General features: G+C 67.7%; 12 protein-coding genes and 1 pseudogene. 6 read left to right on the top strand and 7 right to left on the bottom strand.

Annotated features, from left to right (window positions below):
• Positions 1-24: 24 nt before the first annotated feature.
• The 3 genes and pseudogenes from mreD to WCE59_RS09045 all read right to left on the bottom strand — a co-directional run bounded on the left by mreD (position 25) and on the right by WCE59_RS09045 (position 2,488).
• Complete coding sequence (gene mreD / locus WCE59_RS09055; RefSeq protein WP_343258432.1) at positions 25-507, bottom strand: rod shape-determining protein MreD; 483 nt, start codon at positions 505-507, stop codon at positions 25-27.
• Positions 508-524: 17 nt separating this feature from the next.
• A pseudogene (mreC, locus tag WCE59_RS09050) lies at positions 525-1,391 on the bottom strand (rod shape-determining protein MreC); the annotation flags it as partial.
• 56 nt (positions 1,392-1,447) lie between these two features.
• Positions 1,448-2,488, bottom strand: coding sequence for a rod shape-determining protein (locus tag WCE59_RS09045; RefSeq protein WP_343258431.1), 1,041 nt, complete (start codon positions 2,486-2,488; stop codon positions 1,448-1,450).
• A gap of 288 nt (positions 2,489-2,776) precedes the next feature.
• On the opposite strand from WCE59_RS09045, the gene WCE59_RS09040 reads away from it, so the two are divergent.
• The gene (locus WCE59_RS09040) at positions 2,777-3,712 is read left to right on the top strand and encodes a carbohydrate kinase family protein (RefSeq protein WP_343258430.1); all 936 of its coding nucleotides are present in this window, start codon (positions 2,777-2,779) and stop codon (positions 3,710-3,712) included.
• Positions 3,709-5,178 carry an MATE family efflux transporter gene (locus WCE59_RS09035; protein WP_343258429.1) on the top strand — a complete coding sequence of 490 codons (1,470 nt, stop codon included), beginning with the start codon at positions 3,709-3,711 and terminating at the stop codon, positions 5,176-5,178. Before WCE59_RS09040 ends, WCE59_RS09035 begins: the two co-directional genes overlap by 4 nt.
• Before the next feature lie 31 nt (positions 5,179-5,209).
• Here the strand turns inward: WCE59_RS09035 and WCE59_RS09030 are convergent, their stop codons facing one another.
• The 3 genes from WCE59_RS09030 to ubiE all read right to left on the bottom strand — a co-directional run bounded on the left by WCE59_RS09030 (position 5,210) and on the right by ubiE (position 8,815).
• Positions 5,210-5,938, bottom strand: coding sequence for a hypothetical protein (locus WCE59_RS09030; protein WP_343258428.1), 729 nt, complete (start codon positions 5,936-5,938; stop codon positions 5,210-5,212).
• Positions 5,935-7,953, bottom strand: a complete 2,019-nt coding sequence (locus WCE59_RS09025) for a M1 family metallopeptidase (protein WP_449284136.1) — start codon at positions 7,951-7,953, stop codon at positions 5,935-5,937. The genes WCE59_RS09030 and WCE59_RS09025 overlap by 4 nt, the downstream gene beginning before the upstream one ends.
• Before the next feature lie 103 nt (positions 7,954-8,056).
• Entirely contained in the window at positions 8,057-8,815 is a 759-nt protein-coding gene (gene ubiE / locus WCE59_RS09020; RefSeq protein WP_343258426.1) for a bifunctional demethylmenaquinone methyltransferase/2-methoxy-6-polyprenyl-1,4-benzoquinol methylase UbiE, read from the bottom strand.
• 89 nt (positions 8,816-8,904) lie between these two features.
• Here ubiE and WCE59_RS09015 point away from each other — a divergent pair, with 89 nt between their 5' ends.
• Both WCE59_RS09015 and WCE59_RS09010 read left to right on the top strand, forming a co-directional pair.
• Positions 8,905-9,357 carry a nucleoside deaminase gene (locus tag WCE59_RS09015; protein WP_343258424.1) on the top strand — a complete coding sequence of 151 codons (453 nt, stop codon included), beginning with the start codon at positions 8,905-8,907 and terminating at the stop codon, positions 9,355-9,357.
• Positions 9,358-9,450: 93 nt separating this feature from the next.
• On the top strand, positions 9,451-10,443 hold the full coding sequence (locus WCE59_RS09010) for a glutathione S-transferase family protein (RefSeq protein ID WP_343258423.1): 993 nt from the start codon (positions 9,451-9,453) through the stop codon (positions 10,441-10,443).
• Positions 10,444-10,455: 12 nt separating this feature from the next.
• On the opposite strand, the gene WCE59_RS09005 is transcribed toward WCE59_RS09010, so the two are convergent.
• Positions 10,456-11,742 carry an acyltransferase family protein gene (locus tag WCE59_RS09005; protein ID WP_343258422.1) on the bottom strand — a complete coding sequence of 429 codons (1,287 nt, stop codon included), beginning with the start codon at positions 11,740-11,742 and terminating at the stop codon, positions 10,456-10,458.
• Positions 11,743-12,024: 282 nt separating this feature from the next.
• On the opposite strand from WCE59_RS09005, the gene WCE59_RS09000 reads away from it, so the two are divergent.
• Positions 12,025-13,419: a KamA family radical SAM protein gene (locus WCE59_RS09000; RefSeq protein ID WP_343258421.1), complete on the top strand. Its 1,395-nt coding sequence runs from the start codon at positions 12,025-12,027 to the stop codon at positions 13,417-13,419.
• Positions 13,420-13,480: 61 nt separating this feature from the next.
• On the top strand, positions 13,481-15,946 hold the full coding sequence (locus WCE59_RS08995) for a heavy metal translocating P-type ATPase (RefSeq protein WP_343258420.1): 2,466 nt from the start codon (positions 13,481-13,483) through the stop codon (positions 15,944-15,946).
• The last annotated feature ends 4 nt before the right edge of the window (positions 15,947-15,950 follow it).

Genomic DNA, 15,950 nt, shown 5'->3' with positions numbered 1-15,950 from the left:
GTGCCTGCTCCGCAGCACCATCGCCTACCGCGACCGCTGCCGGAACCGCAGCGCATCCATCACCAGGCACAGCGGCACCCACAGCAGCAGGCCCAGCACGGGGGCCAGCCAGTACATCCACGGCAGCTGCGCCACGCCCAGCGCCAGGTGTACGGCCGCGCTCACCACCCGGTCGTTCAGCAACAGCCCGCCGATGGCCAGCGCCTGCTGGGCCAGCGGGAAGAAGCGCAGCTGGCTGCGAAAGCGCTGCAGGATGAATGCCATCACCGTCAGCCGCAGTGCCTGCTCGCCGAGAATGCTGCCGAACGCCAGGTCGGCGATCAGTCCCATGGAGAACGCGAAACCAAGTCCCAGGCGCTCGTTGTCTTCAAGCACCCAGTAAGCCACCACCAGGCCCAACCAATATGGCCTCAGCGGCTGCAGCCCATCCGGCAGGGGCACCAGCCCCAGCAGCAGTGCCAACACCACGCTGACCGGCAGAACCCAGGAATTCGGCCTGCGCTTCACTGCGTCGTCTCCGCGTCCGCGTCGCCGGGATCCGTGACAGGCGGAAGCTCGACCTCGCGCAGCAGCAGTACGTCCCGGCCGCGATCGATCTGCGCGGCAGGCTGCACTTCCCCGACCAGGAACGCGCGGCTGTCATCAGGCGCCAGCGCGGTGATCGTGCCGACCGGGAAACCGGCCGGAAAGCGTCCGCCCATGCCGGAGGTGACCAGCTGATCACCCACTTCAATGTCGATGGAGAGCGGCACATTCGGCAGCCGCAGCAGATCGCTGCGTCCCTGCCCGTAGGCGACCAGGCGAACGCCGGTGCGGGCCACCAGCACGGGGACGGCATGGTCCACATCGGTCGCCAGCAGCACGGTCGCGGTGGACGGGGTGGTCTGGATCACCTGCCCCACCACACCGCCAGCGTCGATCACGGTCTGGCCCTCGCGCACGCCATCGGCGGTGCCGGCCCGCAGCATCAGGCGTTGCCGGGTGGGATCCAGGTCGATGTTGAGGATCGGGGCCAGCTGCACATCCAGCCCGCCGCTGCCGGCCGCACCCAGCAGTTCGCGCAGGCGCACGTTTTCCGCCGCCGCGGCCTGGGCCCGTGCCAGCCGGGCATTGACCACCAGCAGCTCATTGCGCAGACGGTGGTTGTCTTCGCTCAGCAGGTTCCGGGTCACCGCGTCTTCGCGCACGCCGCGACCCAGTCGCGACGGCAGCCCGGCCAGCCACCACACCGGCTGCATGGCCACGCCGGCGTGGGCACGCACCTGGTCCAGCCAGCCTCCACGGTGATCGGCCACGATCAGCGCCACCGACACCGCCAGGAAGGCCAACAGGCGCAACGTGCCGGAAACATCACCGGGCCGGGGAGCGGCGGAACTGGCGAGGGAAGGCACGCTGAAGCCGTCTGTTCACAAAAAAAGGGGGGGGGGGGGGGTACGCCCGTAACGTCTTACTCGGACGAGAAAAACTCGTTGCCGTGCATGTCCAGCAGTTCCAGCGCGCGTCCGCCACCGCGGGCCACGCAGGTCAGCGGGTCCTCGGCAACCTGCACATGCAGGCCGGTTTCCTGGCTCAGCAGTTTGTCCAGATCCTTCAGCAGGGCGCCGCCGCCGGTCAGCACGATGCCGCGCTCGGCGACGTCCGCGCTCAGCTCCGGCGGAGTCTGCTCCAGCGCCTGGCGCACCGCCTCGACGATACCGGCCAGCGGCTCGCGCAGGGCGTCCAGCACTTCGCTGGCCTTGATGGTGATCACCTTGGGCACGCCCTCGGCCAGGTGGCGGCCGGAGATTTCGGTTTCGGCGTTTTCTTCCTGCGGGCAGGCGCAGCCGATTTCCAGCTTGATGCGCTCGGCCGTGGCATCACCGATCAGCATGCCGTGGTTGCGGCGCACGTAGTTGATGATCGACTCGTCGAAGCGGTCGCCGCCCACGCGCGCGGACTGCGAGTACACCACGCCGTTGAGCGCGATCACCGCCACTTCGGTGGTGCCGCCGCCCACGTCCACCACCATCGAACCGCGCGCCTCGGTGACCGGCATGCCGGCGCCGATCGCGGCTGCCATCGGCTCTTCGATCAGCGATACGTCGCGGGCACCGGCCTCCAGGGCGGAGTCCTTGATCGCGCGCTTTTCCACCTGGGTCGAGCCGGCGGGAACGCAGATCAGCACCCGCGGACTGGGGCGCAGGAAGCGGCTCTTGTGCACCTTTCGGATGAAATGCTTGAGCATTTCCTCGGTGTAGGTGAAGTCGGCGATCACCCCGTCCTTCATCGGCCGGTGGGTGGTGATGTTGCCGGGGGTGCGGCCGAGCATCTGCTTGGCCTCGGCGCCGACCGCTGCGACGGTCTTCTGCCCGCCGCTGCCCTGGCGCACCGCGACCACGGATGGCTCATTGAGCACGATGCCCTGGCCGCGGACAAAAATGAGGGTGTTGGCCGTGCCCAGATCAATGGACAGGTCGTTGGAGAACATGCCGCGGAACTTCTTGAACATCGGGCGTAGGGTCCGTGCAGGGCGCACGCGCCGGGGCGCGGTACGCGGAAAACCAGGAGGGAAACACAGGGGACAGCGGCGGGGGCCGCAGGGCGCACAAGCGTAACAAAATCGCGCTCCGCGGGGTTGTCCGAACCGCATGGTTCCGGCCTCCGGGCCCCCGCCCCGACGCGCTTTGCAGCCCGCTTCACCGGCAGCAGCGAGCCGGGCGCAGGCGATCGCAGCTGGCCTCGACGCGGCCGGACCGTTAATCTAGCGCCCTTTGTGCCCCCTCAAGAGCCTTACGCGATGTCGGTCCTGATCTGCGGTTCCCTTGCCTACGACACCATCATGGTGTTTCCGGACCAGTTCAAGAACCACATCCTGCCGGACAAGGTGCACATCCTGAACGTCTCGTTCAACGTGCCGCAGATGCGCCGCGAATTTGGCGGCTGCGCCGGCAACATTGCCTACAACCTGAAGCTGCTTGACGGTGAACCGGTGCCGATGGCCACCGTGGGCGTGGATTTCGCCCCCTACCGGCAGTGGTTCGACGACAACGGGATCCGCCTGGACCAGGTGAAGGAACTGGAGGGCATGTTCACGCCGCAGGCCTTCATCACCACGGACCTGGACAACAACCAGATCACCGCCTTCCACCCCGGCGCGATGATGCGCAGCCACGAGAACCACGTGAAGGACGTTCCGGGCGTGCAATTCGGGATCGTCAGCCCGGACGGGCGCGAGGGCATGCTGCAGAACGCGCGCGAGTTCGCCGAAGCCGGCATCCCGTTCATTTTCGACCCGGGCCAGGCCATGCCGCTGTTCAACGGCGAAGAGCTGCGCGAGTTCATCGACCTGGCCGATTACATCGCGGTCAACGACTACGAGTCGAACCTGCTGCAGGAACGCACCGGCCTGAACGAAGACCAGATCGCCAGCCAGGTGAAAGCCTACGTGGCCACCCGCGGCCCCAAGGGCGCCTGCATCCGCGCAGACGGCAAGACCTACGAGGCTCCGCCGGCGCGCGAGCGCAAGGTGACCGACCCCACCGGCTGCGGCGACGCATTCCGCGCCGGTCTGATCCACGGAATCATGCGTGGCCACGATTGGGAAACCATCGGCCGGATCGGCAACCTGATGGGCGCGCTGAAGGTCGAGCACCACGGGACCCAGCGGCAGCGCTTCAGCTATGACGAATTCGCGGAACAGTTCCGCGAGCAGTTCGGATACGACCTGGGGTGAGTCCACCCCGCCCTCCGGTCCGCTCCCGCGACCTGACCGAGGGGCCGATTGGCCGCACGCTGCTGCTGTTCGCGCTGCCGATCCTGGGCGCGAACGTGCTGCAGTCGCTGAACGGCTCGGTCAATGCGTTCTGGATCGGGCGGTTTCTTGGCGAGGCGGCGCTGACGGCGATCACCAACGCCAACAACGTGCTGTTCTTCCTGCTCGGGGCGGTGTTTGGCCTGGGCATGGCGGCGACCATCCTGGTGGCGCAGGCCATGGGCCGGCACGATCCGGCTGAAGCCCGCCGGGTGATCGGCACCGCAGCCACCTTCTTCATCGCACTGTCGCTGGTGGTCGCGCTGGCCGGGCTGCCGCTCTCGCGCCAGCTGCTGCAGTGGATGGGCACGCCGGCCGAGGCCCTGCCGCACGCGGACGGCTACCTGAAGGTGATCTTCCTGGCGGTGCCGTTCCTGTACATGTTCACCTTCCTTTCGGCGGTGCTGCGTGGGGCGGGTGATTCGCGCACGCCGTTCCGGTTCCTGCTGCTGGTGGTGGCGCTGGACGTGGTGCTGGTGCCGCTGTTTGTGTTCGGCGTGGGGCCGGTGCCGGCGCTGGGCATGACCGGCGCGGCGGTGGCCACGGTGATCGCCAACGGCATCAGCCTGGCGGCGATGCTGGCCTGGCTGCGCCATCGCCGCCATGCGCTGTGGATCAGCCGCCATGAGCGGCACCTGTTCAAGCCGGACTGGGCGCTGGTGCGCGCACTGGTGTTCAAGGGCGTGCCGATGGGCGCGCAGATGGTGGTGATTTCGCTGGCGATGATCGCGATGATGACCATGGTCAACAGCCACGGCACCACCGTGACCGGCGCCTACGGGGCGGTGCTGCAGCTGTGGACCTATGTGCAGATGCCGGCGATGGCGATCGGCGCGGCGTGCTCGTCGATGGCGGCGCAGAACGTCGGCGCCGGGCAGTGGGCGCGGGTGGATGCCACGGCACGCACCGGCCTTGGATTCAACCTGCTGCTGACCGGCGCGCTGATCGCCGCGCTGCTGGTGCTGGACCGCTGGATCCTGGCGGCGTTTCTGCCCGAGGGCAGCGCGTCGCTGGAGCTGGGCCGGCAGATCAACCGCATCGGGATCTGGTCGTTCCTGTTCTTCGGGGCCACCTATGTGCTGTTCGGCGTGGTCCGCTCCACCGGTGCGGTGATCCCGCCGCTGCTGATGCTGGGGCTTGCCCTCTGGGGCGTACGCGTGCCGTTCGCCAACTGGCTGCAGCCTTCGCTGGGCGTGGATGCGATCTGGTGGAGTTTCCCGATCAGCGCGGTGGCGGCGATGCTGCTGGCCATGGCCTATTACCGCTTCGGCCGCTGGCGCCAGGCCACCATGCTGCGGCCGGAGGAAGAGCCGCCGATCCCCGCAGACATCCCCTCGCAGCCGCCCGGCCCAGTGGCCGCGCCGTGTCCACGCAGCGAGCCGGCCTGATCTCCGTTTACCAGCCGCGCACGCCGGTCAATCAGTCCCAGGGCAGCCTGGCGCGATCCAGGCCCGCCACTTCGAACTCGGCGGTGTGGCTGCCGTCAGTCTCCAGCGGGAATTCGATCATCAGCTGCTTCGCGCCATCAACGGCACGCCACAGCGCACGGTTGTCATCGATGAACATCGCGATCGCCTCGTCCGTATCCGGGCGGTTGGCGGCCATGCGCTGCGGCTCGCCATCGTCGATGGTCACGGTGACCCGGCAGGCGCGATAGCAGGCGCGGGCAAAATCCCCGCCCGGCAGCACCAGATAGCTGCTGCGCCCCCAGTCCGGATGGTCGCGGAAGATCAGCTGCACCTGGCCGCGAACGCCGCCGATCTCCGCGGCTTCCTTTGAATGGATCTGCGCGGAACGCTGCTGTCCGCCTTTCACTTCCTGCACGTTGTAGGTCCACAGGCGCGCGGTGCGATCGGCCTCGCGGATCGCATCGGCCTGGGCCTTGACGTCATCGAACTGGTCGCGCACGCGACCGGCCGTTTCGGTGTCCGGCCAGCGCGCCAGCAGCACGTCGGCGTGGGCCTTGGCCAGCGACCAGTTTTCATCCGCCACCGCGGTGTTGAACCCGGCTTCGGCTTCACTCGCTTCGCGCTCGGCCACCGCGGCCTGGGCCTCGGCGCGCGCCTGCGCTTCGGCCTCGGGATCGCCGCAGGCGGACAGCGCCACGGCTGCCGCCAGCATCAGGGCAAGACGCACGCCCGCACTCATGAGGGATCCACCGCCTCGTCAGCGTCGCCCTGCTCCGCGCCTTCCAGCTCGGGTGACACCGGGGCCGGCGCCACCCTGCTTTCCGCCGGTGCGCGCTCGATCACCTGTTCCACCGAAGCCGTGGTGATGGGGTGGTAGCCGGCGCGGGCGCGGTCCAGCACCTCACTGGCCAGCGCCAGGCCTTCCGGGGTCTGCACCAGCGCCTCGTACACCGGCATGACCAGCTTGCGCCGGCCGATCCGCTCCAGGAATTCCTCCATCTGCGGATAGGCAATTGCATAGCCACTGCGCACTGCCAGCGGGTACCAACGCATGGCGATCTCGCCGTTGGCGGTGTCGCTGAACATGTAGGCGGTATCCAACTGCGCCATCTGTTCAAGGCTCAGCGTGTCCGGCATACCCTCCAGGAAGTGGATCCACTCCTGGGTGCTCCACTCGGAGGTCAGCTGCGGCGGCGGCAGCTGGTCGCTGCCACGCCATGCCAGGCGGGCCGAATCCACCAGCCCCAGCCGCGGCGACAGCACCTGCGGGGCGGACATCGGAATGCCCGGCTGGTACAGCCACTCTTCCAGTTCCGTATCACTGACCGCAGTCGGGTTCTGCGATACCAGTTCCGCCTTCAGATACTCGACGAACTGCGCAGTGGACATGCTCTGGAACGCGAAGTGGTCGAAATACCCGCGCAGAAAAGCATCCAGCGTCTCGCGCCCGAAGCGCTCCTCCAGGAACTGCAGGAACCACGCGCCCTTGTCGTAGGCCACCGAGCTGAAGGTATCTTCCGGATCTGCAGCATCGTCCGGCTTCACCGCCAGCACCTGCAGACCGGGATCCGCGCTCTCGATTTCCTGTTCCAGGCCGCGGCGCGAGATCACCCACTCCATGTCGGCGAATTCCTTGCCGTAGATCTCCTCGACGATGCGGTTCTCCACGTACGAGGTGAAGCCCTCGTTGAGCCACATGTCCTTCCAGCTGGCGTTGGTCACCAGGTTGCCCGACCAGCTGTGGGCCAGCTCGTGGGCGATCAAGGAAACCAGCGACTTGTCGCCTACGATCACCGTCGGGGTGATGAACGACAGGCGCGGATTCTCCATGCCGCCATAGGGGAACGACGGCGGCAGGATCAGCAGGTCGTAGCGGCCCCAGCGGTACTCGCCGTACAGCGATTCGGCGGTCTGGATCATCTGCTCGGTGTCTTCGAACTCGGCCACCGCCGCATCGACGGCTGCCGGCTCGGCCCACACGCCCGCGCGTTCTGAAATCGGCTTGAACACCAGATCGCCAGCGGCGATCGACATCAGATAGGACGGAATCTGCTGCGGCATGGTGAAGTGGTATTCGCCATCACGCTGCGCGTCCGGGTCGTTGTCGGCGCTCATCAGCACCATCACGTCCGCACTTGTGGTGATGCGCGCGCTGTAGGTGTAGCGCACGCTGGGGGTGTCCTGCAGCGGCACCCAGCTGCGGGCGTGGATGGCCTGCGACTGGCTGAACATGAAGGGCAGCTCGCCGCCCTCGGTCATCGACGGCTCCAGCCACTGCAGGCCGGAGGCCTCGGGCGCGGTGCGGTAGGTCACGCGGACCCGCTCCGGCTGCCCCGGTGTCTGCACGATCAGTCGGCTGCCGAACACCGGATCCTCGTCGTCGAGGGTGAACTCCAGCGCGTTCCAGCTGCTGCCGGCTTCGGCTTCCACCTGCTCGATGGTCAGGGTGCGGGTGTCGAGCGCCAGCTCGGTGGCGCTGCCGTCCTTCCACTCCAGGGTGTAGGTGGCGGTGCCGGCCAGGGTGCGGCTGTCGAAGTCCAGGGCCAGATCAAGGGCCATGTCTTCGATGACGACCTTTTCCGGCTCGGCGTAGGAGTGCTCGTCTCGGTCAACGGTAGCCACGGTGGCATCCGGCTGCGGCGTCGGGCTGGCGACTTCCGGCGTCGGCTCGCGCTGGCAGCCTGCGGCGAGCAGGGCGACCAGGGGCAACGCCATCAGGGGGGTCAGGCGGGATGGAATCAGGGGAAAGCGCATGGCAGGACCAGTCCTTGGAGGATCAGACCCGCAAGTCTACCCCCGACCGCCCTTCACCCTGGCGCAGAGCGCGCCATGCGCGCGAACCCGCGTATCGACGATCCTAGACGCGATAGCCGTCGTGGATGGCGACAATGCCGGCCGACAGGTTGCGATAGCCGCAGCGCGCGAAGCCGGCCGCTTCCATCATCGCCTTCAGCTCTTCCTGCGGCGGATGCTGGCGGATTGATTCGGCCAGGTACTGGTAGCTGTCCGCATCGCTGGCAAACAGCTTGCCCAACCGCGGCAGCACCTTGAAGGAGTGGAAGTCGTAGACCGGCTTGAACCAGTCCAGGGTGACCTCGGAAAACTCCAGCACCCGCGCCTGGCCGCCCACCTTCAGCACCCGGTACATCTCGCGCAGGGCGGCGTCCTTGTCGGTCACGTTGCGCAGGCCGAAGGCGATGGTGACCAGATCAAAGCTGGCATCCGGAAACGGCAGCGCCTGGGCATTGCACTGCACGTAGTTGAAACCGCGCACCTGGCCGCGATCGGTCATGCGGTCGCGGCCCACGCGCAGCATCTCGCCGTTGATGTCGCCCAGCACCACCTCGCCGTCCTCGCCCAGGCGCGGACGCAGCAGCGCGGCGATATCACCCGTGCCGCCGGCCAGATCCAGCACCCGGTCGCCGGGCTTCACCAGCGCGGTGGCGGTGAAATAGCGTTTCCAGATCCGATGGATGCCCAGGCTCATCAGGTCGTTCATCAGGTCGTAGCTGCCTGCGACCGAGGAAAACACCTGGCCAACGAGTTTCTGCTTTTCGCCCACCGGCACGTCGCGGAAGCCGAAGTGGGTGGTGCCGGATTTATCGGATGCGCTCATGCCGGCAATTATCGCACCCTCCGGGGTGACGGTGCCGCCGCCGCTGCCTATGCTCTGCCACCCGCCCGGATCATTTGCTGGAAACCGCCATGACCACGCCCGATTACCGCGCCCTGCTTGAAACCGCCGTCGACGAAGCCCGCGCCGGGCTGGCCGAGGGCGGGATTCCGATCGGCGCCGCGCTGTTCCACCGCGACGGCACCCTGCTCGGCCGCGGCCGCAACCGCCGGGTGCAGGAGAACGATCCTTCCGTGCACGGCGAGACCGACGCCTTCCGCAAGGCCGGTCGCCAGCGCAGCTACCGCGACACCATCATGGTCACTACCCTCTCGCCGTGCTGGTACTGCGCCGGCCTGGTGCGCCAGTTCGGCATCGGCACCGTGGTGATGGGCGAATCGGTCAATTTCCAGGGCGGCCACGACTGGCTGCGCGAGCACGGGGTGGAAGTGATCGACCTCAACGACGCCGCCTGCATCCGCATGATGAGCGACTGGATCGCGGCCAATCCGGGCGTGTGGAACGAGGACATCGGCGTCGACTGAGGGCGCGCGCTGGAACGCAACGGACTGCCAACGCAACGCGGCGTGCACCCGGACGGGTGCATCCTTGGGTGACGCAATCCGAGGAGACCGGCCATGGGCCTGCTGATCGACGGCCGCTGGGTCGACCAGTGGTATGACACTTCCAAGACGGGCGGGCGCTTCGTCCGCACCGATGCACAGTTCCGCAACTGGATCACCGCGGACGGCAGTGCCGGCCCGAGCGGCGAAGGGGGATTCAAGGCCGAGCCCGGCCGCTACCGGCTGTACGTCAGCCTGGCCTGCCCCTGGGCACACCGCACGCTGATCTTCCGCGCCCTGAAAGGGCTGGAGGAAATGATCCCCGTCTTCGTGGTCAGTCCGCTCATGGCGGAAAACGGCTGGACGTTCGAACCGGGCGACGGCGTGGTGCCGGATCCGGACGGCGCGAGTTACATGTACGAGGTCTACCAGCGTGCGCAGCCCGATTACAGCGGCCGGGTCACCGTGCCGGTGCTGTGGGACACACAGCGCAGCACCATCGTCAACAACGAGTCGTCGGAGATCATCCGCATCCTTAACTCGGCCTTTGATGAAGTGGGTGCAAAGCCGGGCGACTACGCGCCGCAGGAACTGCTCGCCGACATCGACGCCATCAACAAGCGGGTCTATGACGCCATCAACAACGGCGTGTACAAGGCCGGTTTCGCCACCGAACAGGATGTGTACGAGGAGGAAGTGACCAAGCTGTTCGAGGCGCTGGATGAAATCGACCAGCGCCTGGCCCAAAGTCGCTATCTGGTGGGCCAGCGCATCACCGAGGCCGACTGGAGGCTGTTCACCACCCTGCTGCGCTTTGACCCGGTGTACCACGGTCACTTCAAGTGCAATCTGCGCCGCATTGCCGATTACCCGAACCTGTCCGGCTACCTGCGCGAGCTGTACCAGTGGCCGGGCGTGGCCACGACGGTCAATTTCGACCACATCAAGCAGCACTACTACCGCAGCCACGACACCATCAATCCGAACGGCATCGTGCCGCTGGGGCCGATCGAGGATCTGGACGCGCCGCATGGGCGCGGGCATCTGCCGGCCGACCCGGTGCCGTAACCCGCGCGCCGGTCAGGCCACCGGCGGCTGCGGATGCGCGCGCAGCAGCCACGAAGCCGCCGCCACGCCGGCCAAGCCGATCAGCGCGCCCGGCACCACTCCCAGCGCCAGCGCCGCACCCAGTCCGCCGAACAGGGCAATACCACCGGCGATGATTGCCGCGGCGCCGCTGGCCTCGACCACACCGCGCCGGCGGCGCATCTCAAACCACACCACCAGCGCCATCACCGGTGCCACCATCAGCGCGCACAGTGCGATCCACAGCAGCCGGCCCAGCCAGAACCCCGGCTGGCCCGGATCACCGGCATCGATCGGCGCACCCAGGCGCTCGCCCAGCCATGCGGCCGGCAGCTCGGCCAACTTGTGCCACAGGTACAGCGGCATCCCCAGCGCGCCGAGCACCGCCACCACCCGCGCCACCGGGTGCCGGGCCAGGAACCGCCGCGCCGGCGCCTCGCACAGCAGCACCAGGCCCACCTGCACCCACACCACCCCGATCAGTGCCAGGGTGGGCGGCAGCATGTTGTTGCCGGCCAGCTCCACGCCCACCATCGCCACCGGGTAGCCGCTGGCGATCGCTGCCGCCAGCCATGCCGCGCCCAGCAGCAACAGCACGGCACCCGCACGCGCTCCGGTAAAGCGCCCCTGTTTCCAGGCAACGCCCAGCTGCTGGGGCAGCAACCACACCGCGAGCATGTTGATCCAGCCGATGCCGGGCGCGCTGTCGCGCACGCGCGCGCCAAGTTCAAACAGTTCGCCCGGCGCACGGATCCCGGAGCGAAGCAGGTCCGCCAGGGCTGCCAGAGCCACCAGCCCGGCCACCGCGCCCAGTCCGAACCGCCGGTCGGCCCGCACCGCCAACGGCAACAACGCCTGCACGGCCAGCAGCATCACCAGGAACCACAGATGGATGGTGAGCGAGGTGTTGAATGTTTCCAGCAGCCGCCCGCCGGTGACCAGGGCCAGCAGCGCAAGCGCGGCCAGCACTGCCAGATAGGTCACCGTGGGCCGGGCCAGCCCAAGCGCACGGCCTGCCCACCAGGTCCGCTGCGATGCGCCATCGTCCAGCCGCCGCAGCACGCCCGGCGTGCTGACCGCAGCGGAGACGAAGACAAACAGCGGCACCACCTGGACCAGCCAGGTGATTGCCCCGGCCGCGTCCCAGATGCCAAGCAGATGGTCGGTGCCGGCAAGCCGGCCCTGCTCCATCCGCGGCAGCGTCGCGATCCAGTGACCGAACACGACAACAAGCAGCGCACCTGCACGTAGGGCATCGGGATACCGGTCGCGTTCACTCATGCGCGGATCATACCCAAGGCCAGTACACCCATACTTCGGCGGCGCACTGCAGCGCAAACGACCGTTTGTTACCCTGACCCGGGACCACCGCGTCGAGCCGCTCAAGACGGCGTGCGCATTGCTGGTCACATCGCTGGTCGGGGATCTCGCTCCATTCTTCGCGGCTTCGTTGCGGACGCATGCTCGTCCGCGCTCATGCCCACCCGACCCGAAATAATTCCAGGCGGCACTTCCGCGGGCGTTCCCTGCCCGCGACTGGCGTCATTAAATGTGGAGATTTCTATGGATGCACTTGTGCACGCCTATCAGCCGGATCAGACCGGTGAAGAAGCACAATCCACCGGCCATTTCGCTGCGCGCGAGTTCAAGGTCTATACCCACCGCCAGCTCGAGAGCATCAAACAGGTCCAGGCGCTGTCGGAAGCGATGCGGTTCGAGATGAAGGTGGTCAGCCAGGTGCTGCCGTTCCGGGTCAACGACTACGTGATCGAGGAGCTGATCGACTGGAGCAACATTCCCGACGATCCGATTTTCCGGCTGGTGTTCCCGCAGCGCGGGATGCTGCTGCCGGAGCACTTCGATGAAGTGGCGGCGCTGGTTCGCAATGAAGCCAGCAATACGGAGATGGCGCCGGTGATCAAGCGCGTGCGCGACGCGCTCAACCCGCATCCGGCCGGGCAGATGGACCTCAACCTGCCCATGCTCGACGGCGAACCGCTGCCCGGCATGCAGCACAAGTACCGCGAGACGGTGCTGTTTTTCCCCAGCCAGGGACAGGTGTGCCACAGCTACTGCACGTTCTGCTTCCGCTGGGCGCAGTTCGTGGGTGACAAGGAGCTGCGCTTTGCGTCGAATGAGGCCAACAAACTGCACGGCTACCTGGCTGCCCACCCGGAAGTCAGCGACCTGCTGATGACCGGCGGCGATCCGATGGTGATGAAGGCGCGGCACCTGCGCAATTACCTCGAAGGCTTGATGAAGCCCGAGCTGGCGCACGTCACCAACATCCGCATCGGCTCCAAGAGCCTGACCTTCTGGCCGTACCGGTTCGTGACCGATCCGGACGCGGACGATGTGCTGGCGCTGCTGCGCGAGCTGGTGGAAGCCGGCAAGCACGTGGCCTTTATGGCCCACTTCAACCACTGGCGCGAGATGGAAACGCCGATCTGCCGCGAGGCGATCCGGCGCATCCGCGCCACCGGCGCACAGATCCGCACCCAGGCGCCGCTGCTGCACCACATCAACGACGACGCCGACACCTGGACGCGGATGTGGAGCACCCAGGTGCAGCTGGGCATGGTGCCGTATTACATGTTCGTCGAGCGCGACACCGGCGCACGCCATTACTTCGAGGTGCCGCTGGTGAAGGCCTGGGAGATCTACCGCCAGGCCATGCAGCGCGTCTCCGGGCTGGCGCGAACCGCGCGCGGGCCGTCGATGTCGGCGGATCCGGGCAAGGTCGAGATCCAGGGCGTGACCGAAATCAATGGCGAGAAGTTGTTCGTGTTGCGCCTGATCCAGGGCCGCAACCCGGACTGGGTGCAGCGCCCGTTCTTCGCCAAGTACGACGAGAACGCCACCTGGCTGCCGGACCTGAAGCCGGCGCTGGGCGCGGAGAAATTCTTCTATGAGGAAGAATTCTCCGACATGAAGGAAGAAAAGCTGGCCTTGATCTAGCCCGCGACCAGACCTGCCACGGCCTTGACCTTCCCATCGTGGGAAGGTCTATGCTGCCGGCATGACACAGGAAAAGATCAGCCTGCCCGTCCAGGGCATGAACTGCGGATCCTGCGTGGGCCGGATCGAGGCCGCGCTGGGCAAGGTCGATGGCGTGGCCAGCGTGGCGGCGAACCTTGCCGCCGGGCGGGTCACGGTGCACGCCGCCGAAGGGCACACGCTTGACCACGGCACCCTGGTGGAAACACTGGGCAAAGCCGGCTATCCCGTCCCCGCCACATCCACCACGCTGGCCATCGAGGGGATGCACTGTGGCTCGTGCGTGGGCAACATCGAGCGCGCCCTGCTGGCTGTCCCCGGCGTTGCCGAAGCCAGCGTGAACCTTGCCACCGAGCGCGCCACCGTGCGTGGCACTGCGCCCGGACAGGCGGTGCTGGCAGCAATCACACAGGCCGGCTACGGCGCCCGCGCCGTGGACGCCCTGGCACCGGCCGGCAACGATGAGGCCGCGATCCGCCAGGACGCCGAGCGCAGCAGTCTGCGCCGCGACCTGCTGGTGGCCATCGCCCTGGCCCTGCCGGTGTTCATCCTGGAAATGGGCTCGCACCTGCTCCCACCCATGCACGACTGGGTGGTGCGCACCATCGGCCTGCAGAACAGCTGGTACTTCCAGTTCGCGCTGACCACGCTGGTGCTGGTCTGGCCGGGCCGGCGCTTCTATACCACCGGCATCCCGGCGCTGGTCCGATTGGCGCCGGACATGAACTCGCTGGTCGCGGTGGGAACCCTGGCGGCCTGGGGCTACTCGGTGGTGGCCACGTTCCTGCCCGATGCCCTGCCCGCGGGCACCGTCAACGTGTATTACGAAGCCGCCGCGGTCATCGTGGCGCTGATCCTGCTGGGCCGCTGGCTGGAGGCGCGCGCCAAGGGCCGCACCTCCGAGGCGATCAAGCGCCTGGTGGGCCTGCAGCCGCGGCAGGCGCGGGTGACGCGCGATGGCCAGGTGATCGAGATCCCGATCGACGAAGTGGCGGACGGCGATCTGGTCCACGTGCGCCCCGGCGAGCGGGTGCCGGTAGACGGCGAAGTGGTTGAGGGCAGCAGCTGGATCGACGAATCCATGGTCACCGGCGAACCGGTCCCGGTGGAGAAATCACCCGGCAGCGGCGTGGTGGGCGGCACCGTCAACCAGAAGGGCGCGCTGGTGCTGCGCGCCACCGCGGTGGGCGGGGCGACCGTGCTGGCGCAGATCATCCGCATGGTCGAACAGGCGCAGGGCGCCAAGCTGCCGATCCAGGCCGCAGTGGACCGGATCACCCTGTGGTTCGTGCCCGCGGTGATGGGCGCGGCGGTGCTGACCTTCCTGGTGTGGCTGGCGTTCGGCCCCTCGCCGGCGCTGACTTTTGCCGTGGTCAACGCGGTGGCGGTGCTGATCATCGCCTGCCCGTGCGCCATGGGCCTGGCCACGCCGACGTCGATCATGGTCGGCACCGGCCGCGGCGCCGAGCTGGGCGTGCTGTTCCGCAACGGTCAGGCGCTGCAGCTGCTGCGCGAGGCCCGGGTGGTGGCGGTGGACAAGACCGGCACGCTGACCGAGGGCCGTCCGCTGTTGACCGACCTGGCGCTGGCCGAAGGATTCGCGCGCGAAGATGTGCTGCAACTGGTGGCGGCGGTGGAATCGCGCTCGGAGCATCCGATCGCCCGCGCCATCGTGGACGCCGCCGCGGCAGAAGGGATCCAGGTGCCGGAGCCGGCGGATTTCGAATCGATCACCGGCATGGGCGTGCGCGCCAGCGTCAAGGACCGCCCAGTGGAAGTGGGCGCCGACCGGCACATGCGTTCGCTGGGCCTTGATGTGGCCGCATTCGCCCCGGTCGCCGAGCGCCTGGGCAGCGAAGGAAAGTCGCCGCTGTATGCCGCGATCGATGGCCGCCTGGCCGCGATCCTCGCCGTGTCCGATCCGATCAAGGCCGATACCGCTGGCGCCATCGACGCGCTGCATGCACTTGGAATCAAGGTGGCCATGGTCACCGGCGACAACGCCCGCACCGCACGCGCGATTGCCGATCGGCTCGGGATCGACGAGGTAGTGGCCGAGGTATTGCCCGAAGGCAAGGTGGAGGCGGTGCGCAAGCTGCGCGAAGCGCACGGTCGGCTCGCGTTTGTCGGCGACGGCATCAACGACGCCCCCGCACTGGCCGAGGCCGACGTGGGCGTGGCCATCGGCACCGGCACCGACATCGCCATGGAGGCGGCCGACGTGGTGCTGATGTCGGGCAGCCTGCAGGGCGTACCCAACGCGATCGCCCTGTCCAAGGCCACCATCCGCAACATCCGCCAGAACCTGTTCTGGGCCTTCGCCTACAACGTGGCGCTGATCCCGGTGGCGGCCGGCGTGCTGTACCCGGCCTTCGGGATCCTGCTCTCGCCGATGTTCGCGGCCGGCGCGATGGCGCTGTCCAGCGTGTTCGTGGTCAGCAATGCGCTGCGGCTGCGCGGGTTCCAGCCACCTGCGGCGGCGGCGTGACCCA

This window comes from Luteimonas qiangzhengi (genome assembly GCF_039548515.1).
GTDB lineage: Bacteria > Pseudomonadota > Gammaproteobacteria > Xanthomonadales > Xanthomonadaceae > Luteimonas.
This window is presented reverse-complemented; position numbering and strand designations above follow the sequence as displayed.

Coding starts and splice junctions, on each gene's coding strand:
- WCE59_RS09015 (WP_343258424.1), top strand. CDS start 8,905: ATGACCACGCCCGATTACCGCGCCCTGCTTGAAACCGCCGTCGACGAA.
- WCE59_RS09025 (WP_449284136.1), bottom strand. CDS start 7,953: ATGCGCTTTCCCCTGATTCCATCCCGCCTGACCCCCCTGATGGCGTTG.
- WCE59_RS09005 (WP_343258422.1), bottom strand. CDS start 11,742: ATGAGTGAACGCGACCGGTATCCCGATGCCCTACGTGCAGGTGCGCTG.
- WCE59_RS09010 (WP_343258423.1), top strand. CDS start 9,451: ATGGGCCTGCTGATCGACGGCCGCTGGGTCGACCAGTGGTATGACACT.
- WCE59_RS09040 (WP_343258430.1), top strand. CDS start 2,777: ATGTCGGTCCTGATCTGCGGTTCCCTTGCCTACGACACCATCATGGTG.
- WCE59_RS08995 (WP_343258420.1), top strand. CDS start 13,481: ATGACACAGGAAAAGATCAGCCTGCCCGTCCAGGGCATGAACTGCGGA.
- ubiE (WP_343258426.1), bottom strand. CDS start 8,815: ATGAGCGCATCCGATAAATCCGGCACCACCCACTTCGGCTTCCGCGAC.
- WCE59_RS09000 (WP_343258421.1), top strand. CDS start 12,025: ATGGATGCACTTGTGCACGCCTATCAGCCGGATCAGACCGGTGAAGAA.
- WCE59_RS09045 (WP_343258431.1), bottom strand. CDS start 2,488: ATGTTCAAGAAGTTCCGCGGCATGTTCTCCAACGACCTGTCCATTGAT.
- WCE59_RS09030 (WP_343258428.1), bottom strand. CDS start 5,938: ATGAGTGCGGGCGTGCGTCTTGCCCTGATGCTGGCGGCAGCCGTGGCG.